Origin of the sequence: Thioalkalivibrio sp. K90mix (assembly GCF_000025545.1) — a bacterium.
In the GTDB taxonomy this organism is placed as follows: Bacteria; Pseudomonadota; Gammaproteobacteria; order Ectothiorhodospirales; family Ectothiorhodospiraceae; genus Thioalkalivibrio.
On sequence record NC_013889.1, the window covers coordinates 1,933,424 to 1,950,110 of the forward strand.

A 16,687-nucleotide genomic window follows, 5' to 3' on the forward strand; every position below is an offset into this window, starting at 1 on the left:
GCAACCTCCGGATGCCGGCACGGTGGCCGGCGGGAGGCGATCGCCACGCGGCGCGCCTCGCAATAACGGTGGCCGGGGGCATGGCCTTTCGCAAGAGGCCGATGAGCTCCACGAATCGCATCATCCGCCGAGGCCGAAGGCGCGGCGGGCGAGGCGGCGTTTGATGGGATCGGCCTGGTCGACGAGGCGCAGGCCGAGGCCGCGCAGTTCGGGGAGACCGGCGGTCTGGTGGCCGAACAGGAGCCTGAAGCCGTCCATCGCGCGCTGCATGAAGGCGTTTTCCGGGCGGCGGTCGCGGGTGTAGGCGCGCAGGACGGTCTCCGCACCCGGATCGTGGCGGGCGGGGCCACGCAGGCGCTCGGTCAGGGCGCGGGCATCGGCCAGCCCCAGGTTCAGGCCCTGTCCGGCCAGCGGATGGATGGTGTGGGCAGCGTCGCCGGCCAGTACCACGCGGCCCGAGTGGTAGGTCTTTGCGTGCCGTGCGGTGAGCGGGAAGCTGGCGCGCGGGGACGTTGCGGTGATCGCGCCCAGGCAGCCATCGGTCTCCTGCTCCAATGCCGCGCAAAAGGCGGCGTCGTCCAGTGCCAGGGTGTCCTCGGCGGCTGGCCATTCGGGCTGCGACCAGACGATGGAGCAGCGCCCGTCCGCCAACGGCAGCAGCGCGATGATCCGATCGTCCACGAAGCGCTGCCAGGCGGTGTCCTGGTGCGGATGCTCGGTGGTAATGGTCGCGACGATACCGCACGCGTCGTAGTCGCGCCCCGTGAACGGGATACCGACGGATTCGCGCACGCGGGAACGCGCACCGTCCGCCGCCACCAGCAGGCGTGCGGACGCGATGGGCTGGCGGCGGTCCCCGTACACATCCACGCGCTTCGGGCGACGGTCGAGGGTCTTCCATTCGGTTTGCGGGTACAGGGCCACGCCTGCGGTCTCGAGCTCGCGCCAGAGCACAGACTCGAGCGCGGCGAGCTCGACCGTCCAGCCGAGCGCGGGTACGCCCAGCGCATCGGCATCGAAACGGATATGCCCGGGGCCGTTCGCATCCCAGACGTACATGCCGGAGAAGGCATGGGCGCGGCGCTGCTCCAGCGCCGCGCGTACACCCAGCGCCTCCAGAAACGCCATCGACGCGTCGTTCAGGGTCGCCACACGCGTGACCGGGGTCGTATCCGGATCGAATGCGGGCGCGGGATTGCGCTCCAGTACCCCGACGCGCAACCCCTGCCGTACGGCGCCCAGGGCGATGGCGCCGCCCACGGCCCCGGCGCCGATCACGAGTACATCCAGGGTTTCGTTGGGCGTGGTGTTCGTCATGCCGCACCCTCCCCGGCTGCGGGCAGATGGGCGAGCATGTGACGCGGCAGCGGCCCCAGGCCCATCGCCGAGCGGGCCAGCGCATCGCGCGCCGGGCGCAGGCGATCGACCGCCATCATGCCGGCCCCCAGCCCGTGACCGCGCAGCCCGGCGGCATGCATCAGGCCCCGAGCGAGGAAATCGGTGGCGGCCACCACACTGCCTACGTCCTGTCGCCGAGCGTTCGCATAGGTCTCCAGCACGGCCGCCGCACCCGGGTCGGCGGCAAAGGTCGGCGTGCCATCGGCTTGTCGACCCGTGCGCAGTGCACCGAGCAGGCCCGCCACATCGCGCAGCGACAGGTTGAGCCCCTGCCCCGCGACCGGATGGACCGAATGCGCCGCATTACCGAGCAATAGAGCGCGCTCCGCAACCGGCTGGGGCGCATGGACCCGCTCCAGCGGGAAGCGCACGACCGGCCCCGCCGGGCGCAGGCGCCCGAGGGCCCAGCCAAAGCGGGCCTGCAACTCGCGCAGGCGTTCGGCCTCCGTCTGCTCCAGGCGCTGCTCGCAGGTCGGCGGCGGCGCGACCCAGACGACATTCATGCGGCCATCGGCCTGCGGCAGCAGGGCCAGCGGCCCCTCGTCGGTAAAGCGCTCGAAGGCCTGGCCGTTGTGCGGACGGTCCGGGCGCACGTCGAAGACCAGGGCGTCGGCATCGTAACGCAGGCGCTGCACCGGCAGGCCCAGGGCCTTGCGCGTCGGGGAGCCCACGCCGTCCGCCGCCAGGATCAGGCGCGCGCACCAGGCCGCCTCGCCCTTTGCTCCCCGGATGTGCAGCGTCCGCCGGTCGCCTTCGGCCGGGTCGAGGCCGGCCAGGGTCGCGTCGTAATGCCGATCGACGCCGGCCGCGCGGCAGGCCTCGTGCAGCATCGGGTCGAGCGCGGCGGCCGGAACGACCTGCCCGAGCGCGGCGCGGCCGTGGTCACGGGCGTTCAGGTGGACGCGCCCCAGCCCGCCGCGGCGGCTGACGACGATGGAGCGGATCGGGCTCGCCTGTTCGGCCACGGACGACCAGTAGCCGAGATCGTCGAGCATCTGGACCGAACCGGCGGCCAGCGCGTAGCCGCGGGTGTCGGGACGCGTGGTGCCGGCGTTCGGCGCAGCGCCACGCTCGAACAGGGCCACGGAGTAGCCAGCCCGCGAGAGGGTCGCAGCCGCCAGACTGCCGACCGGGCCGCCGCCGATGATGGCGATGTCGGGGGTTTGGGTGCTCATGTCAGACCGGCAAGCCTTCGTAGGCGGCGGTTCGCGGGCAAGCCCGCTCCCACAAGGGCCGGTCCCGCAGTGCCTTCGTAGGATGCGGATGAGCGCAGCGAATCGCATCAGGGGTGTGACTACACCCCGGCGATCGGTGCGTTTCGCGGGGCTCAACGCACCCTACGGTTTGGGGGTTGGCCGGGTTTGGGCGGGAGTGCATGGTCAGGTCCAGCCCGGGAGGTCGCCGGCCATGCAGGCTTCGATGTCGGCGGGGGTCTTGGGGCAGGCGCCGGTGAGGACTTCGTGTCCGTCGCGGGAGACGGCGACGTCGTCCTCGATGCGGATGCCGATGCCGCGCAGCGCCTTGGGGGCCTCGGAGTACGGGCCGAAGTACAGCCCCGGCTCCACGGTGGTCACCATGCCCGGCTCCAGCAGGCGCCAGGCGTCGCCGACGCGGTAGTCGCCGACATCGTGCACGTCCAGGCCCAGCCAGTGGCCGGTCCGGTGCATGTAGAAGGGCCGGTAGGCGTGGTCCTTGAGCAGCTTGTCGAGCCGACCCTTGAGTACGCCGAGATCCTTGAGCCCGCGGGTCAACTCGCGCACCGCGGCGTCGTGCGGGTCGTTCCAGTGGTTGCCCGGACGGGTCTGCTCGATGGCCGCGTGCTGCGCGGCCAGTACACACTCGTAGACCTCGCGCTGGGTGTCGCTGAAGCGCCCGGAGACCGGGAAGGTCCGGGTGATGTCGGAGGCGTACCCATGCACCTCGCAGCCGGCGTCGATCAGCAGCAGGTCGCCTTCGTTCAGGACATCGCGGTTCTCGATGTAGTGCAGGATGCAGCCGTTCTCGCCACCGCCGACGATGGACGAGTACGCCGGCTCGGTGCCGTGGCGGTGGAATTCATGCAGCAGCTCGGCCTCGACCATAAACTCGGTCATGCCGGGGCGGGTCGCCTGCATGGCCCGGATATGGGCCTGGCAGGAGATCGCGGCCGCATGGCGCATCATGCGCAGCTCCGGGGCCTTCTTGAACAGGCGCTGCTCGTGCACGTAGTGCTCGACCGCCACGTACTCGTGCGGCGCGCGCACGCCATTGCGGGCCTTCGCGCGGACCTGGTTGACCCAGCCGAACAGGCGCTGGTCCAGCGCCTCGTCGCGCCCGAACGGGGCGCACAGCACGCGCCGGTTCTCCATCAGGCCCGGCAGGATCTCGTCGATGTCCTCGATCGGGAACGCGCATTCCGCGCCGTATTGTTCCATCGCCCCGTCCGGGCCGGCGCGGCGGCCCTGCCAGGTCTCCTGCGTGGGGTCGCGGTCGCGGCAGAACAGGATGTACTCCCCCGCCGCGCGACCCGGTACGAGCACGGCAACGGCATCCGGCTCGGGGAAGCCCGTCAGGTAGAGAAAGTCGCTGTTCTGGCGAAACGGATACTCGACATCGCGGTTGCGCACCTGCTCGTGTGCGGCCGGCACGACGATGATCGAGTCGCCCCCCACGCCGCGCATCAGGCGCTGACGCCGCCGGGCGAACTCGGCCAGGGTGATGGTCGGGGTCTTGCCGGGCAGCGGGGGGCGCGTGGGGGCGTTCATTGCATCGGGATCCGTTTCGGGTCGTCCGGGGCGAGCTCGTCGGCGATCAGCAGTACACCGACGCGTACATACTCGTTGAGTTCCTCGAAGGCGGCGGCGTTCTCTTCGTCGTCCTCCGGCTCCAGTTCGATGCGCGCGATCTCGGCGAAGTCGCGCAGGATCTCGCTGGCCTCGGCCGAGGGTTTCATCTGCTGCAGCCGGGGCATCTGCCCGAAGCCGGAGATAAAGCCGTCGACCCACTCCGACAGCGCCTGGGCGCGCGCCTCGATCGGCTCGTCCTCGGGCAGCAGCGGCCCGAAGCCGAGCTCGACATCGTACAGCTGGGCCAGCAGGGTCCGGCGGATGGCCTCCACCGTCGCGCGGAAGTCGTCCGGCGCGGCATCGGTCAGCGGCAGCGCCTCGCCCAGGCTATGCTCCAGCGCGTCGACATCCGCGCCGGGGTCCGCAACCACGCAGCCGGTAAACAGCCCGTGGGCCGAGGCCGGCGTCTGCGCGAAACCCATGCGACGCAGGCCATGCGCGAGCTGCTCGGCCAGCGCGGCCGGGTCGGATTCAAGGCCGCCGCGCGCCTTGGTCGATTCGCCGGTGGGGGCGGCCATCAGAAGGACTCCAGACGGGCTTCGTACGGGAACAGCAGGAAGCGGTAGAGGTCGTCGCCCACCTGCAGGTGGGTGAACTGCGGCTCGCCCAGCTTGATCGCACTGGACCCGGTGGCCGACAGCGCATTCAGACCAAAGCGCTTCTCCGCGATCAGGTCCTCCAGCAGCTGCTCCAGCTCCGCGTGCGGGATCGCCCCCGTGTTGTCCACGATGCGGCAGGGCTTGCCGTTGTGTGCGGTACCCTCGATCACGGTGGCCTGCGGGTCGGGTTCGGGGGGCTGGGTCATGGGCGCGACGGTTCCTGAGAAACGATATGCCGCCTATTGTGACCAGCCCGGTGCGCGAGCCGCAACAAAGCGCCGTGTCCGCGTGCGTTTGGCCCTGTCGCCGCCGGCCGCCGCAGATGACATAAGTGAAGGCGCTCTCGCAAAAAGATCACACAAGTTGACGATTTGCGGGGGCGACTCCTAGACTCCATGAATTGCCAGCCGCGCGCCGTGTGCGGCCGCCTTCACCGAACCGGGGCCTGTCGCCATGTCGTCCGAGGATTCCAGCCACGATCCCGTCGAGCGCCTTGAAACCGCGATTACGCGGCTGCTCGATGAACATGCCGCCCTGCGCGAGGAAAACAATCTGCTGCATGAGCAGATTCGTCAGCTAAAGGGCGAGCGCGCGGCCTTCAAGGAACGCAACGAACAGGCCCGCCACCGGGTCGAGACGATGATCGCCCGCCTGCGGTCGATGGAGCACAGCGAATGAGTCAGTCCGAACCCGTACGCGTCTCGATCCTGGGCAAGGAATACCAGATCGCCTGCCCGCCCGAGGAACGCGCCGACCTGTTCGCCTCCGCCTCCCTGGTCGACGAACGCATGCGCGAGCTGCGCGACACCGGCCGAGTGGTCGGCGCCGAGCGCATTGCGGTGATGGTGGCGCTGAACCTCGCCCACGAGATGCTCGAATGCCAGGAGCAGCTCAAGCGCGCCGAGCAAACCGGCCCGGCCCGCATCACCGCCATCGCCGACCGCATCGAGCAGTCGCTGGGCACGCCCCGCTCCTGAATCCCCCGCGCCGCAGGCCGCAGGATGGGATGAGCCAGGCGAATCCCATCAAGGCTTCCCACGGCGCGGGGAATGGTGCGTTTCGCGATGCTCAACCGCACCCTACGTCAGGTAGCGTTAACGCCCCAGACGGAGGCACATCTCTACGGCCGATAGATATCCACCCCGGACGGCGGATCAAACGTAAACACGGACTCGTCGACCGGCGCATTGCGCTCGCTTCGCTCGAAGTGAATTTCGGTCTCCTGACCAAAGATGTCGCGAAAGGCCATGCGGGTCAGATCGCCATCCGGCGTCAGGTCCAGCTCGAGGTGGGTGAAGTCCGCCTGCTCGTTGCGCGGGATCAGCAGCAGGCGCAGCGCCGAGGCGTCCCGTACCGGCAGCACATCCATGCGGAAGTGCTCGTCCAGCCGCTCCGGCTGGGTGATCGCCGCGATCGGTGTCGCATCGAAGGCATCTCCCAGCGGGCGCACGGTCGCCTGCGCCAGGTCCGGGTCATAGGTCCACAGGTCCTCGCCATCGGAGACAATCGTCTGCGGGAAGGGCTCGGTCACCTCCCAGCGCAGACGGTTGGGCATGCCCAGCTGCATCGAACCATCCGACTCCTGCAGCACATAGCCCGTCTCGTCGCGCACCGTCTGCGTGAATTCGGCGGTAAAGGTCTCCAGTCCCTCGACAAAACGGTCCAGCGCCGCGCGCGCATCCGGTGCCGGGCCGCGCTCGGCCGCCAGCGGTCCGGCGAACAGGAACATCGTCGTCGCGGCCAGGGCGAGCAACAGACGGGGAACAAGTCGGACAGTCATGCGGGCTCCAGTTGCATGTTTACGATGATCCTGCGCCCGGTCGCTTAACCGGGCGTGAATGCCACAAGTGAAAGGGCGAGCAGGATCACAGGATCCGGTACATGGACCCGGCCAAGCGTTAGGGAAACACTGATTAATGTACACACTCGCGTTGGCACCCCAGGTTTTCCGAGACAAGGCGCGTCGCGCAGCGGGTAGTGGTTCTACCTGCAAGCGGCGCAACGCAGGATCGGGGAACCTGGGGTGCCAACCCCGAAGGGGCTCGGCCGCTTTTGCGCGCGCACGGCGTTGCGGCTCCCTTGTGCAGAATGACTGCACGGCAGTCACCGCGCCTTGTTCGCACGCAAAAGCGACTCGAGCGCGAGCGTGTACATTGATCAGTGTTTCCCTAGTCGTTCGGCCCCGGGACCAGGACCTCGCGGTTGCCATTGGACTGCACCGGACTGACCAGTCCGGCGGCCTCCATGTCCTCGACCATGCGCGCGGCACGGTTGTAGCCGATCTTCAACCGGCGCTGGATGAACGAAATCGAGGCCTTGCGGGTCTCGATCACGATCTGCACGGCCTGGTCGTAGAGCGGATCGGTCTCCGCCTCGCCTTCGCCCGGCGCTTCCAGCCCCGGGATGGCCGCCGCGCCCGCCTCCGGCTCGTCGAGGATGGCCTCGTTGTAGTCCGGCTCGCCAGTGGACTTCAGGTACTCGACCACCTGATGCACTTCGTTGTCGCCGACGAAGGCGCCGTGCACACGCTCCGGCATCGCCTTGCCCGGCGGCAGGTAGAGCATGTCGCCGTGGCCCAGCAGGTGTTCCGCGCCCATCTGGTCGAGGATGGTGCGCGAGTCCACCCGCGAGGAGACCTGGAACGCAATACGCGTAGGGATATTGGCCTTGATCAGGCCGGTAATCACATCCACCGACGGGCGCTGGGTGGCCAGAATCAGATGGATACCAGCGGCGCGGGCCTTCTGTGCCAGGCGCGCGATCAGCTCCTCCACCTTCTTGCCCACCACCATGATCATGTCGGCGAACTCGTCGACCACGATCACGATGAACGGCAACGGCTCCAGATCGGGCGCTTCGGTCTCGGTCAGTGCCTCCTCCGGCTTGAACAGCGGGTCCTTCAGCGGCTCGCCGGCGGCCTCGGCATCGCGCACCTTCTTGTTGAACCCGCCGATATTGCGCACGCCCATCGCCGACATCAGCTTGTAGCGCCGTTCCATCTCCGCCACCGCCCAGCGCAGGGCGTTGGAGGCATCCTTCATGTCGGTCACGACCTCGCACAGCAGGTGCGGGATGCCTTCGTAGACCGACAGCTCCAGCATCTTCGGGTCGATCAGGATCAGCCGGACCTCGTCCGGGGTCGCCTTGTACAGCAGCGACAGCAGCATGGCGTTCACGCCCACCGACTTGCCGGAACCGGTCGTTCCGGCCACCAGCAGGTGCGGCATCTTCGCCAGATCCGCCATCACCGGAGCGCCGCCGATATCCTTGCCGAGCGCCATGGTCAACGGCGACTTGTTCGCGTCGAACAGATCCGAGCGCAGGATCTCCGACAGGGCCACGATCTCGCGGTTTTCGTTGGGGATCTCCAGGCCCACCGTGGACTTGCCCGGGATCACCTCGACGATGCGCACGGCCATCACCGACAGCGAGCGCGCCAGGTCGGTGGACAGCCCGGAGATGCGCGAGGCCTTGACACCTGCGGCCGGCTGCAGCTCGAAGCGCGTAATCACCGGGCCGGGCTGCACGGCAACCACCTCGACCTCCACGCCGAAGTCCTTCAGCTTCAGTTCGACCAGTCGCGAGAGCGCCTGCAGCGACTCCTCGGAGAATCCGTCGGGCGGGGGCGGCGCCTCGTCCAGCAGGGACAGCGGCGGACGCGGATCGGCCCCGGACCCTTCGGTGAACAACGGGACCTGCTTTTCCTTCTGCACGCGCGGGCTGGGCGGTGGCGCCTCGATGCGCGGCTCCACCCGCGAGGGCGCGCGCTTCTCGGTGCGCTTGCGCTCCTTCTCCACCCGCGTCTCGCGTTCGGCGCGTTCGCGCGCGCCGATGCGGCGGTCCCGGGCCGAATCCAGCTGGGCGCGCAGGCGCTCGAAGCCCCGAATGGTCAGTTGCCCCAGCCGGTCCATCAGCAGGAACCAGGACAGCCCGGTAAACAGCGTCACCCCGGCCAGGAACAGCGCCAGCAGCACCAGCGTCGCCCCGACCAGGCTCAACCCGGCCACCGCCCAGCCGGCGAACAGGTCCCCGAGGATGCCGCCCGCGTGCACCGGCATCCCGCCCGGGAGCAGGTGCAGCGCGGCCAGGGCCGCGCCCGAGATCAGCGCCACGATCAGCGCCACCCCGCGCACGGTCAGCTCCATCGGGCTGGCGATGCGCGCCTCGCGGCGATGCCGGAACAGCCACCAGCCGATGCCGCCGACCGCCAGCGGGATCAAGTACGCCAGATAGCCCAGCAGGTGAAACGCGATGTCCGCAAACCAGGCGCCGGTGGTGCCGCCGAGGTTGCGCAGGCTCTCGCCGTCGCCGGTGGTGGACCAGGCCGCATCGCCCGGGTGATAGCTCACCAGGGCGACCAGCAGATAAAGCGCCAGCATGCCGAAGATCAGCAGCGCGCCCTCGCGCAGCCCGCGCAGCAGCTGCCCGCTCAGACTCGGTGCCGCGGCCGGCTCTGCCGTCTTCCTGCCCTTGCCCCCGGATTTGGCCTTGCTTGCGGCCATGCACTCCCCATCGTGTTCGGCCCGCGACGCGGGCATTGCGAATCATCGCGCAGTTTACCGGTTAAAACAGCGTTCGTGGTGCCAGGCCAACCAAGCCTGAGAACCGAGTCCCGTCCGGTTGCCTTTTTTCCCACACACAGTGAGCCCTGCCATCGTGGGAGCGGGCTGCCCGCGAAGGTCCCTCAGTCCCGTCGACAACCCCAGACCGCGAATACCGGATCGGCATGTTCCAACCGCCCGGCGTACGGGTCGTCCGGCGGGCGCGGCAGGCCACGCAGCGAGAGCGTGGAACGGTCGTCGAATCCTGCACGCAGAAACAAATCGAGTACCAGCCCCATACGCTCGAAGTCGTACAACGGCTCCCAGACCGCGATCGTCTTGGTCGGAAAGCAGCGATCGGAGAAGGTCACCACGAAAACCCCACCCGGGCGCAGCAGCTCGCGCACCGAGGCGAATACCGCCTGTGGACGCGTCAGGTATTCCACCGAGGCGGTACACACCACTGCATCGAAGCTCGCGGGCGGCAGCGGAATCGCCGGCTGTCGGTTCAGGTCGTGCACCAGGGCCTGATCCAGGGCCTCGTTGGCGGCCAGTTCCTCGTGGTTCATGCCCAGCCCGACAACCGCCTCGGGCCCTCGCAGCTGATCGAGGTGCGATTCCCAGCTGCTCATCAGGTCCAGCACCCGTGCACCCGGCGGGGTCAGCGTGGCGTACAGCTCCGCGATCCGGGCACGGGCCTCGGCATCCAGGTGATGCACCAGTCGCGGACTGGCGTAGAAGTCGCGATCGGGCGCGGGATCCTCGCGCTCGCAGGCATCTGCGGACCAGAAGTCCGTCGGTCGCCCGCGCCAGCGGGCCTGCATCCCCGGGCCGCGCGCCGTCAGCAGCCGTGCCACGTCCACCATGCCATCGCCGTCGCGCCCGTCCTCATGGGTCGCAAGCACTCGGGCGCGCAATTGCAGGTCCGTGCCCGAGAGCGGGTGGTTCAGGTCCGCGACGAGCCGCGCATCCTCCAGCGCGCCGATACGGAACAGCTCGCGGTCGCCGGCCTCGATGCCGGCATGGCCGGCGATGAACGCACGCGGATAGAAACGCCCGGCACGGGGTTCCACCACTCGGTGACGGCGCAGGCAACGATTGAACGCGTCCACCGGCAACTCCACCACGCTCGCCGGGTCCGACACCGGGACCTGTCCGGCGGCGGCGCTTTCGACCACCGTCCCGGCACCCTGCCCGGCCAGCTGCGACCCAACGGTATCTGGCCAGACATCCCGCGCAGGCATCAGCCACGGCAGAAACAGACAATCGCGATGCCGGGCCTCGGCACTGGCCCAATCCAGCGTAAAACCGACATCCAGCGCCTTGTGCGGCATGCTCAATGTCGGTGGCGTGCGGCCCGGGCGGGCAAAGGGGTCGTACATGGATCCGTGTTTCCCTTGCGGCATTCCGGGTATGGTACGGCGAACAAGGCTTCGTTTCGTCTGCAGCCGCTGCCAGATCGGCAGCATAGGTCTGGGCACCTGGCAGGTATTGCTGAGATACTCAACACAATCAAGCAAGTGAGCCAAACAACCAGGGGTCACCTAATGGCCGAAACATTTCTGGTAGCCATCATCGATCAGGATCGCGAAGACCTGGCCTTGGAGATCGCCGCCGAGGAAGGTGGCATGGACGGCACAGTGATGCACGGCTCGGGGCTCGGCTTCCCCGACCACATGACCTTTCTCGGGGTGACCTACCAGGGCAGGGAATCGATCTGCATCTGGGAGATGGACGAGCAACGCGCCGAGCGCATTGCCCGCCGCCTGAACCTGGAACTAGACCTCCTGCAGCCCTACAACGGTCTGGCCTTCACACTGGATGCCCAGGCCTTGGCGGGCATGCAGTTCGTCGGTGGCCCTGCCCAACCCTAATCTTCTGTGCGAGGAACGCCATGCAATTCGTACTGCTCGCCGCCGTGGTTCCGCGCAACCGGGCCGACCGCGCCATCGAGACCGTCCGCCGCGAGGGCGCGGCCGGCCTGACACTGCTGGAGGGCCAGGGCATTGCCCAGCTGCGCCGCTCGCCGATCATGGACCTGAAGGACTCCGCGGCGCGCACGGTACTGCTGATGGTCCTGGAAGCCAGCATCGCCGAACGGCTGCTGAAATGCCTGGACGAAGAGCTCGCGCTAAGCGAGGTGGGCAACGGCTTTGCGTTCACCCTGCCGATCAAGGACATTGCCGGCATCAAGCCCGAGCAGATCGAACACCTGCGCAAATCCCTGGAACAGGGGTCTCCGTAGCACAGGGGCTAAGGAAACACTGATCAATGTACACACTCGCGTTGGCACCCCACAAACCATTGAACGCAGGGGCTCGGCCGCCCGTTGTTATCAAGAACGGGGCGCGCGCACGGCGTTGCGGCTCCCTTGTGCAGAGTGACTGCACGGTAGTCACCGCGCCTTGTTCGCACGCAAAAGCGACTCGAGCGCGAGTGCGTACATTAATCAGTGTTTCCCTAACGGTTCCGATCCCGGGCGCGCCGCCCGCGCAAGGCCCGCCACCAGCCATACCACGGCAACGTGAGCCCGTCGCCGCCGGCGCCGTGGCGCATGAAGGCCAGACCGGCCTGCGTCACCCGCCCGAGGTCGTCCACTTCGCGCACGATCAGGTCCGCCGCGCCAAAGCTCACCCGATCACCCACAATCGGATCTCCCGGCAGCTCCTGTTCCAGGTATGCACCGATGGTCAACTGCTGATCCACCGCGTCACAGGACACGCCGTATATCTCGCACAGTTCGGCCAGCCGCTTCTCCGGGTGCAGCGGCAGCTCGCCAAAGAATTCCGGATCCTCGTGGCCCGGTATGCGGGGGCTCGCAAACAACCGGTCCAGCAGCGGTACGTGCTCCGGTACCACAAAAATGTAGACATAGTCCCCCGGCGTCAGATGCCCGGCCTGCTGGTAGCGCACCGAGCGCCCCTCGCGCACCACCAGTGACGGGCGCGCCCAGCGTGGCAGGCGTGCCCCGCGCAGCACCGGGCTGTCCTCGATCACACGGTAGACGGCCAGCTCGTGCCGGGGACTGCCCGGCAGCTCCAGCTGCACCCGTTCCACCGGGCCGATTTCCGGGGGCACGACCAGCCCGAGCCGCTCGGCCACCGGACGAATGGTCCAGCCCTGCACCAGCAGCGAGACCAGCACCATCATGAACACGATGTTGAAGAAGAGCTCGCCGCCCTCGATCCCGGCCACCATCGGCAGGATCGCCAGCAGGATCGACACCGCCCCGCGCAGCCCGACCCAGGAGACAAACGCCGTGCTGCGCCAGTCCTGGCGAAACGGCAGCAGACACAGCCAGACCGCCAGCGGGCGCGCGACCAGAATCAGCACCAGCCCCAGCGCCAGCGCCGGCAACGCCAGCGACGGAAACTCCGAGGGAGTCGCCAGCAGGCCGAGGATCAGGAACATGCTGATCTGCGCCAGCCACGTCAGCCCCTGCTGCTGGCGGTGCAGCTTCGCCGCCCCACGCAGCTTGCGGTTACCGGCCACGATGCCGGCCACATAGGCCGCCAGGAACCCGCTCCCGCCCAGCCAGCCGGCCAGCGCGAACAGGGTGACGGCCCCGGCCATCACCGCGATGGGATAAAGCCCCTCTTCCAGCGGCAGGCGGTTGACCAGTTCCACCAGCAGATAGCCGCCCACCACGCCCAACAGCAGGCCCAGCCCCATCTGCCACAGGAACTCCGTGGCAAACAGCGTGGCCAGACCACCCACGGTGGTGCCGGACAGGATCCACTCGATAAAGACCACGGTGAGGAAGATCGCCATCGGGTCGTTGGACCCCGACTCCACCTCGAGGATGGAACGCACACGGCGGTTAATCTTCACCCCGCCCACACGCAGCAGAAAGAACACCGCCGCGGCATCCGTGGAGCTGATCAGCGCACCCAGCAGCAGGGCATAGGCCCAGGGCAGATCCAGCAGGTAGTGCGCGGCCACCCCCAGCAGCAACGTGGTCAGCGCGACCCCGACCGTCGCCAGCACGATGGCCGGGCCGGCCGCCCGGCGCAGGGTGCGCAGCCGGGTGCCAAAGCCCGAGTCGAACAGGATCACGGCGAGCGCGAGGCTACCGATCAGGAAGGCCGTATTGGGATCATCGAACTCGAGCCCGAGTCCGTCCTCGCCGGCGAGCAGGCCAATCCCCAGGAACACCAGCAGCAGCGGCGCACCCAGCCGGAACGACAGCACCGACGTCAACACCGAGACCACAATGAGCCCCGCACCGATGAAGATCAGCGGAAAAATCCAGTCCATCGAATCCCTCTATTTCCTTTGGCCTCGCGTGCGCGGCCATGATCGCATGATTGCCCGGAAAGCGACGCTCAAGGGAGACCCATCCCGGATAACCGTCGGCCATTCTCGATACCACCGACAAGACCCCGACACTTGCCTCGGACCCTGCCACGGAATACTGTATTTATAACCAGTCATTCCACGGAGCAGTCGTTGTGTCCCTGACCGCGCGCCAGCAGGCCATCCTCGACTACATCAGCGAGACCGTCGCCACCCAGGGCACGGCTCCGACACGCAGCGAGATCGCCCGCGCCTTTGGCTTTCGCTCGCCCTACGCGGCCGAATGCCACCTGAAAGCCCTGGAGAAAAAAGGCGCGATCGAACTGGTGGGCGGGGCCGCGCGCGGCATCCGCCTGGCCGGTGCACGGGCCGCGCGGCCCGCCGAGCTACCCCTGGTCGGGCGCGTGGCGGCCGGCTCGCCGATCCTCGCCACCGAGCACATCGAACGCCACTACCGGATCGACGACGGCCTGTTCCGGGCCCGCCCGGACTACCTGCTGCGCGTGCATGGCGAGAGCATGCGCGACGCCGGCATCCTCGATGGCGACCTGCTGGCCGTGCGCCAGACCCCGGAGGCCCACCCCGGCCAGATCGTCGTGGCCCGCATCGAGGACGAGGTGACGGTCAAGCGCTACGAGCAGGACGGTGCCCGCGTGCGCCTGCTGCCGGAGAACCCCGACTTCGCCCCGATCGAGATCGACCTGGAGCGCCAGGCGCTGGCAATCGAGGGCATCGGGGTCGGCGTACTGCGCGATCTTGAATCCCGTGCCCGGCATTGACACCCTGCTCGATCATCCGACGCTGTGGCGCGGGCGCAGCGCCGTCCCCGCCGCGGATGCCCCGGTCTGGCCCAGCGGCCACCCGGCGCTGGACCGGGCCCTGGGGGGCGGCTGGCCACGCGGCCAGCTGATCGAACTCCTGGGCGCCCCCTTCGGCTGTGGCGAGACCCGTCTGCTGGTCCCCCTGCTCGCGGCCTGCGGCCGTGAGGGTTACTGGGTTGCGCTGCTGGCGCCGCCCGCCACGCCCTGGCTGCCCGGCTGGCGGCCGCTTGGCATCCCGCCGGAACGGGTGCTACTGATCCGCACCGAGCACGACCGCGACACCCTCTGGGCCGGCGAACAATGCCTGCGCGACCCGGCCTTCGGCGCCCTGCTGGCCTGGCTGGACGGCCCGGTGGAAACCGCGCTGCTGCGCCGGCTGCGTCTGGCCGCGGCCGAAAGCCAGGCCTGCGCCATCCTGTATCGCCCACCGCGCGCCGCGGACCAGCCTTCGCCGGCTCACCAGCGGCTGCGCTGGCAACCCGCCACCAATGGCCTGGAGCTGCATTGCCTGAAGGGCATTGGAGACTGGGCCCGCTCCGACCAGGCCCTGCACGTCCCGGTGTCCTGAGATGGGCCACCCCGAGCAACCGCCAGCCGCCCCGCATCGGCGGCGGGCAACACGACCGAGAACAGGCCACCAACCAGGCCTGATCTCGCCTGTGAGCGCTCCCCCGACAGCCTCGGCGGAACCCGGCCCTGCTCCTCGCACCGCCCCACGGTCAGGACACGAGCAATGGATGGCGGTCGAGCTGCCGCATCTGGCGCTGGAGACCCTGGCACGCGCCGAGGGGGACAGCGCACGCCTGACCGAGCGCCCGTTACTGGTGATCGAAGACGGCACCGCGCCGTGCGTACATGCCGCCAATCGCGCCGCGCGACGTGCAGGGGCCCGGCCGGGCATGGCGCTGGCCGATGCCCTCGCCATCCTCGATACCCCGGAACTCGTCGAGCACGACCCGCAGGCCCAGACCGCGCAGATCGCCATGCTGGCCGGCGTGCTGCTGCAGTTTTCCGATCACGTGCACCCGGAACCGGACGCCCGGCGCATCCTGCTGGAAGTGGGTCGCAGCCGACGCCTGTTCGGCGGACTCGCGGTCCTGCGCGAGCAGGCGCGGGAGACCCTGGAGGGGCTGGGCTTCCACCCGCGCATCGGCGTGGCGCGCAGCCCGGCCGCCGCGCGCCTGCTGGCCACCCTGCGCAACCCCGCGATCCCCGAGGACGCCGAAGCCCTGCGCCGCACCCTGTCACCCGTCCCGCTGGAGGCACTGCCCTTGCCGGCCGCGACCCGGGAGGGCCTGCGGGCCACCGGCCTGCGCCAGCTCGGCGACCTGCTGCGCCTGTCACGCCCGGAACTCGCGCGCCGCCACGGCCCGGAGTTGCTGGCTCTACTGGATCGGCTGCTGGGACGGCGCACGGAGACCCTGCCACGCTTCAACCCGCCTCCGGAGCTGGACCTGCCCCTGCGCCTGGAACACGAAATTCACACGACCGGGGCCCTGGCCTTCCCGCTCAAGCGCCTGCTGCGCCAGGCCGAGGCTCAGCTGCGCGGTCTGAACCGCAGCCTGCAGGGCATGACGCTGGAGCTGAAACACCGCGAGGTACACACCCGCATCACGCTGGAGCGAGGTCACCCCGGCATCCGTGCCGAGGACTGGCTGCCGCTGTGGCAGACCCGTCTGGAGCGCGAGGCCCTGCCCGCCCCCGTCATCGGCCTGCGCCTGCGGGCCACGCAGCTGCTCGACCCGCCCGCTGAAGGTGCCAGTCTCCTGGCCGAGGCCCCGGGCCACCCACCACCGGAATCGCAGTTGCCAGCCGTGCTGGCCCGCCTGAGCGCCCGCCTGGGCGAACAGGCAATCGTCCGGCTGACGGCAAGCGGCATTCCGCGCCCGGAGGCCGCCCAGGGCGCCCGAAACGATCTGGAAACGTCCCCGCCCTCACCTGCGCCAACACCCGCTCAGGGGGTCTGCGGAACGGCGCTTTGGCTGCAGGAACCGGAGCCAGTCCCGCCACCGCTTCATCCACACGCACTGGGTCGGCTGGAAGACGGCTGGTGGGACCAGGGACGGGATGTACGACGCGATTACGCCACTGCGCGCGACCGGCAGGGTCGCGTGCTGTGGCTGTACCGCTGCCTGCGCAGCGGCCGGTGGTTCCGGCAGGGCTACTGGGGGTAGCGTGGCGCAGTGGCACGGCGCGCCCACGCAGCA

The 16,687-nt window shown here is 68.9% G+C and carries 16 protein-coding genes; 7 read left to right on the forward strand and 9 right to left on the reverse strand.

From position 1 onward, the window contains the following. Positions 1 to 120: 120 nt before the first annotated feature. The 5 genes from TK90_RS09130 to TK90_RS09150 form a co-directional block, all read right to left on the reverse strand. The gene (locus tag TK90_RS09130; protein WP_012983185.1) at positions 121 to 1,317 is read right to left on the reverse strand and encodes an FAD-dependent monooxygenase; all 1,197 of its coding nucleotides are present in this window, start codon (positions 1,315 to 1,317) and stop codon (positions 121 to 123) included. Beyond that, positions 1,314 to 2,573 (reverse strand): FAD-dependent oxidoreductase, encoded by a 1,260-nt coding sequence (locus TK90_RS09135; protein WP_012983186.1) that lies wholly within the window; start codon positions 2,571 to 2,573, stop codon positions 1,314 to 1,316. The genes TK90_RS09130 and TK90_RS09135 overlap by 4 nt, the downstream gene beginning before the upstream one ends. A 204-nt stretch (positions 2,574 to 2,777) precedes the next feature. After that, positions 2,778 to 4,142: a Xaa-Pro aminopeptidase gene (gene pepP, locus TK90_RS09140; protein WP_012983187.1), complete on the reverse strand. Its 1,365-nt coding sequence runs from the start codon at positions 4,140 to 4,142 to the stop codon at positions 2,778 to 2,780. Next, on the reverse strand, positions 4,139 to 4,741 hold the full coding sequence (locus tag TK90_RS09145; RefSeq protein ID WP_012983188.1) for a UPF0149 family protein: 603 nt from the start codon (positions 4,739 to 4,741) through the stop codon (positions 4,139 to 4,141). Before TK90_RS09145 ends, pepP begins: the two co-directional genes overlap by 4 nt. Further along, positions 4,741 to 5,028 (reverse strand): hypothetical protein, encoded by a 288-nt coding sequence (locus tag TK90_RS09150; protein WP_012983189.1) that lies wholly within the window; start codon positions 5,026 to 5,028, stop codon positions 4,741 to 4,743. The genes TK90_RS09145 and TK90_RS09150 overlap by 1 nt, the downstream gene beginning before the upstream one ends. Positions 5,029 to 5,275: 247 nt before the next feature. On the opposite strand from TK90_RS09150, the gene zapB reads away from it, so the two are divergent. Beyond that, entirely contained in the window at positions 5,276 to 5,500 is a 225-nt protein-coding gene (gene zapB, locus TK90_RS09155) for a cell division protein ZapB (protein ID WP_012983190.1), read from the forward strand. Then, positions 5,497 to 5,799, forward strand: a complete 303-nt coding sequence (locus tag TK90_RS09160; RefSeq protein ID WP_012983191.1) for a cell division protein ZapA — start codon at positions 5,497 to 5,499, stop codon at positions 5,797 to 5,799. Before zapB ends, TK90_RS09160 begins: the two co-directional genes overlap by 4 nt. Positions 5,800 to 5,942: 143 nt before the next feature. On the opposite strand, the gene lolA is transcribed toward TK90_RS09160, so the two are convergent. From lolA to TK90_RS09175, 3 genes are all read right to left on the reverse strand, one after another. Then, the gene (gene lolA, locus TK90_RS09165) at positions 5,943 to 6,602 is read right to left on the reverse strand and encodes an outer membrane lipoprotein chaperone LolA (RefSeq protein WP_012983192.1); all 660 of its coding nucleotides are present in this window, start codon (positions 6,600 to 6,602) and stop codon (positions 5,943 to 5,945) included. A 388-nt stretch (positions 6,603 to 6,990) separates the two neighbouring features. After that, complete coding sequence (locus TK90_RS09170; protein WP_012983193.1) at positions 6,991 to 9,360, reverse strand: DNA translocase FtsK; 2,370 nt, start codon at positions 9,358 to 9,360, stop codon at positions 6,991 to 6,993. A 146-nt stretch (positions 9,361 to 9,506) separates the two neighbouring features. Then, complete coding sequence (locus tag TK90_RS09175) at positions 9,507 to 10,745, reverse strand: methyltransferase domain-containing protein (protein WP_012983194.1); 1,239 nt, start codon at positions 10,743 to 10,745, stop codon at positions 9,507 to 9,509. A gap of 165 nt (positions 10,746 to 10,910) precedes the next feature. Between TK90_RS09175 and TK90_RS09180 the strand changes: the two genes are divergently transcribed. After that, entirely contained in the window at positions 10,911 to 11,237 is a 327-nt protein-coding gene (locus TK90_RS09180) for a hypothetical protein (RefSeq protein WP_012983195.1), read from the forward strand. Between the two features lie 20 nt (positions 11,238 to 11,257). Continuing rightward, entirely contained in the window at positions 11,258 to 11,608 is a 351-nt protein-coding gene (locus TK90_RS09185; protein ID WP_012983196.1) for a hypothetical protein, read from the forward strand. 215 nt (positions 11,609 to 11,823) lie between these two features. On the opposite strand, the gene TK90_RS09190 is transcribed toward TK90_RS09185, so the two are convergent. After that, on the reverse strand, positions 11,824 to 13,620 hold the full coding sequence (locus TK90_RS09190) for a potassium/proton antiporter (protein WP_012983197.1): 1,797 nt from the start codon (positions 13,618 to 13,620) through the stop codon (positions 11,824 to 11,826). 194 nt (positions 13,621 to 13,814) lie between these two features. Here TK90_RS09190 and lexA point away from each other — a divergent pair, with 194 nt between their 5' ends. From lexA to TK90_RS09205, 3 genes are all read left to right on the forward strand, one after another. After that, positions 13,815 to 14,438 carry a transcriptional repressor LexA gene (lexA, locus tag TK90_RS09195; protein WP_012983198.1) on the forward strand — a complete coding sequence of 208 codons (624 nt, stop codon included), beginning with the start codon at positions 13,815 to 13,817 and terminating at the stop codon, positions 14,436 to 14,438. Further along, entirely contained in the window at positions 14,425 to 15,048 is a 624-nt protein-coding gene (imuA, locus tag TK90_RS09200; protein WP_012983199.1) for a translesion DNA synthesis-associated protein ImuA, read from the forward strand. Before lexA ends, imuA begins: the two co-directional genes overlap by 14 nt. Before the next feature lie 169 nt (positions 15,049 to 15,217). Then, a complete protein-coding gene (locus TK90_RS09205) occupies positions 15,218 to 16,654 on the forward strand; it encodes a DNA polymerase Y family protein (protein ID WP_012983200.1) in 1,437 nt (478 codons plus the stop codon). Positions 16,655 to 16,687: the final 33 nt, after the last annotated feature.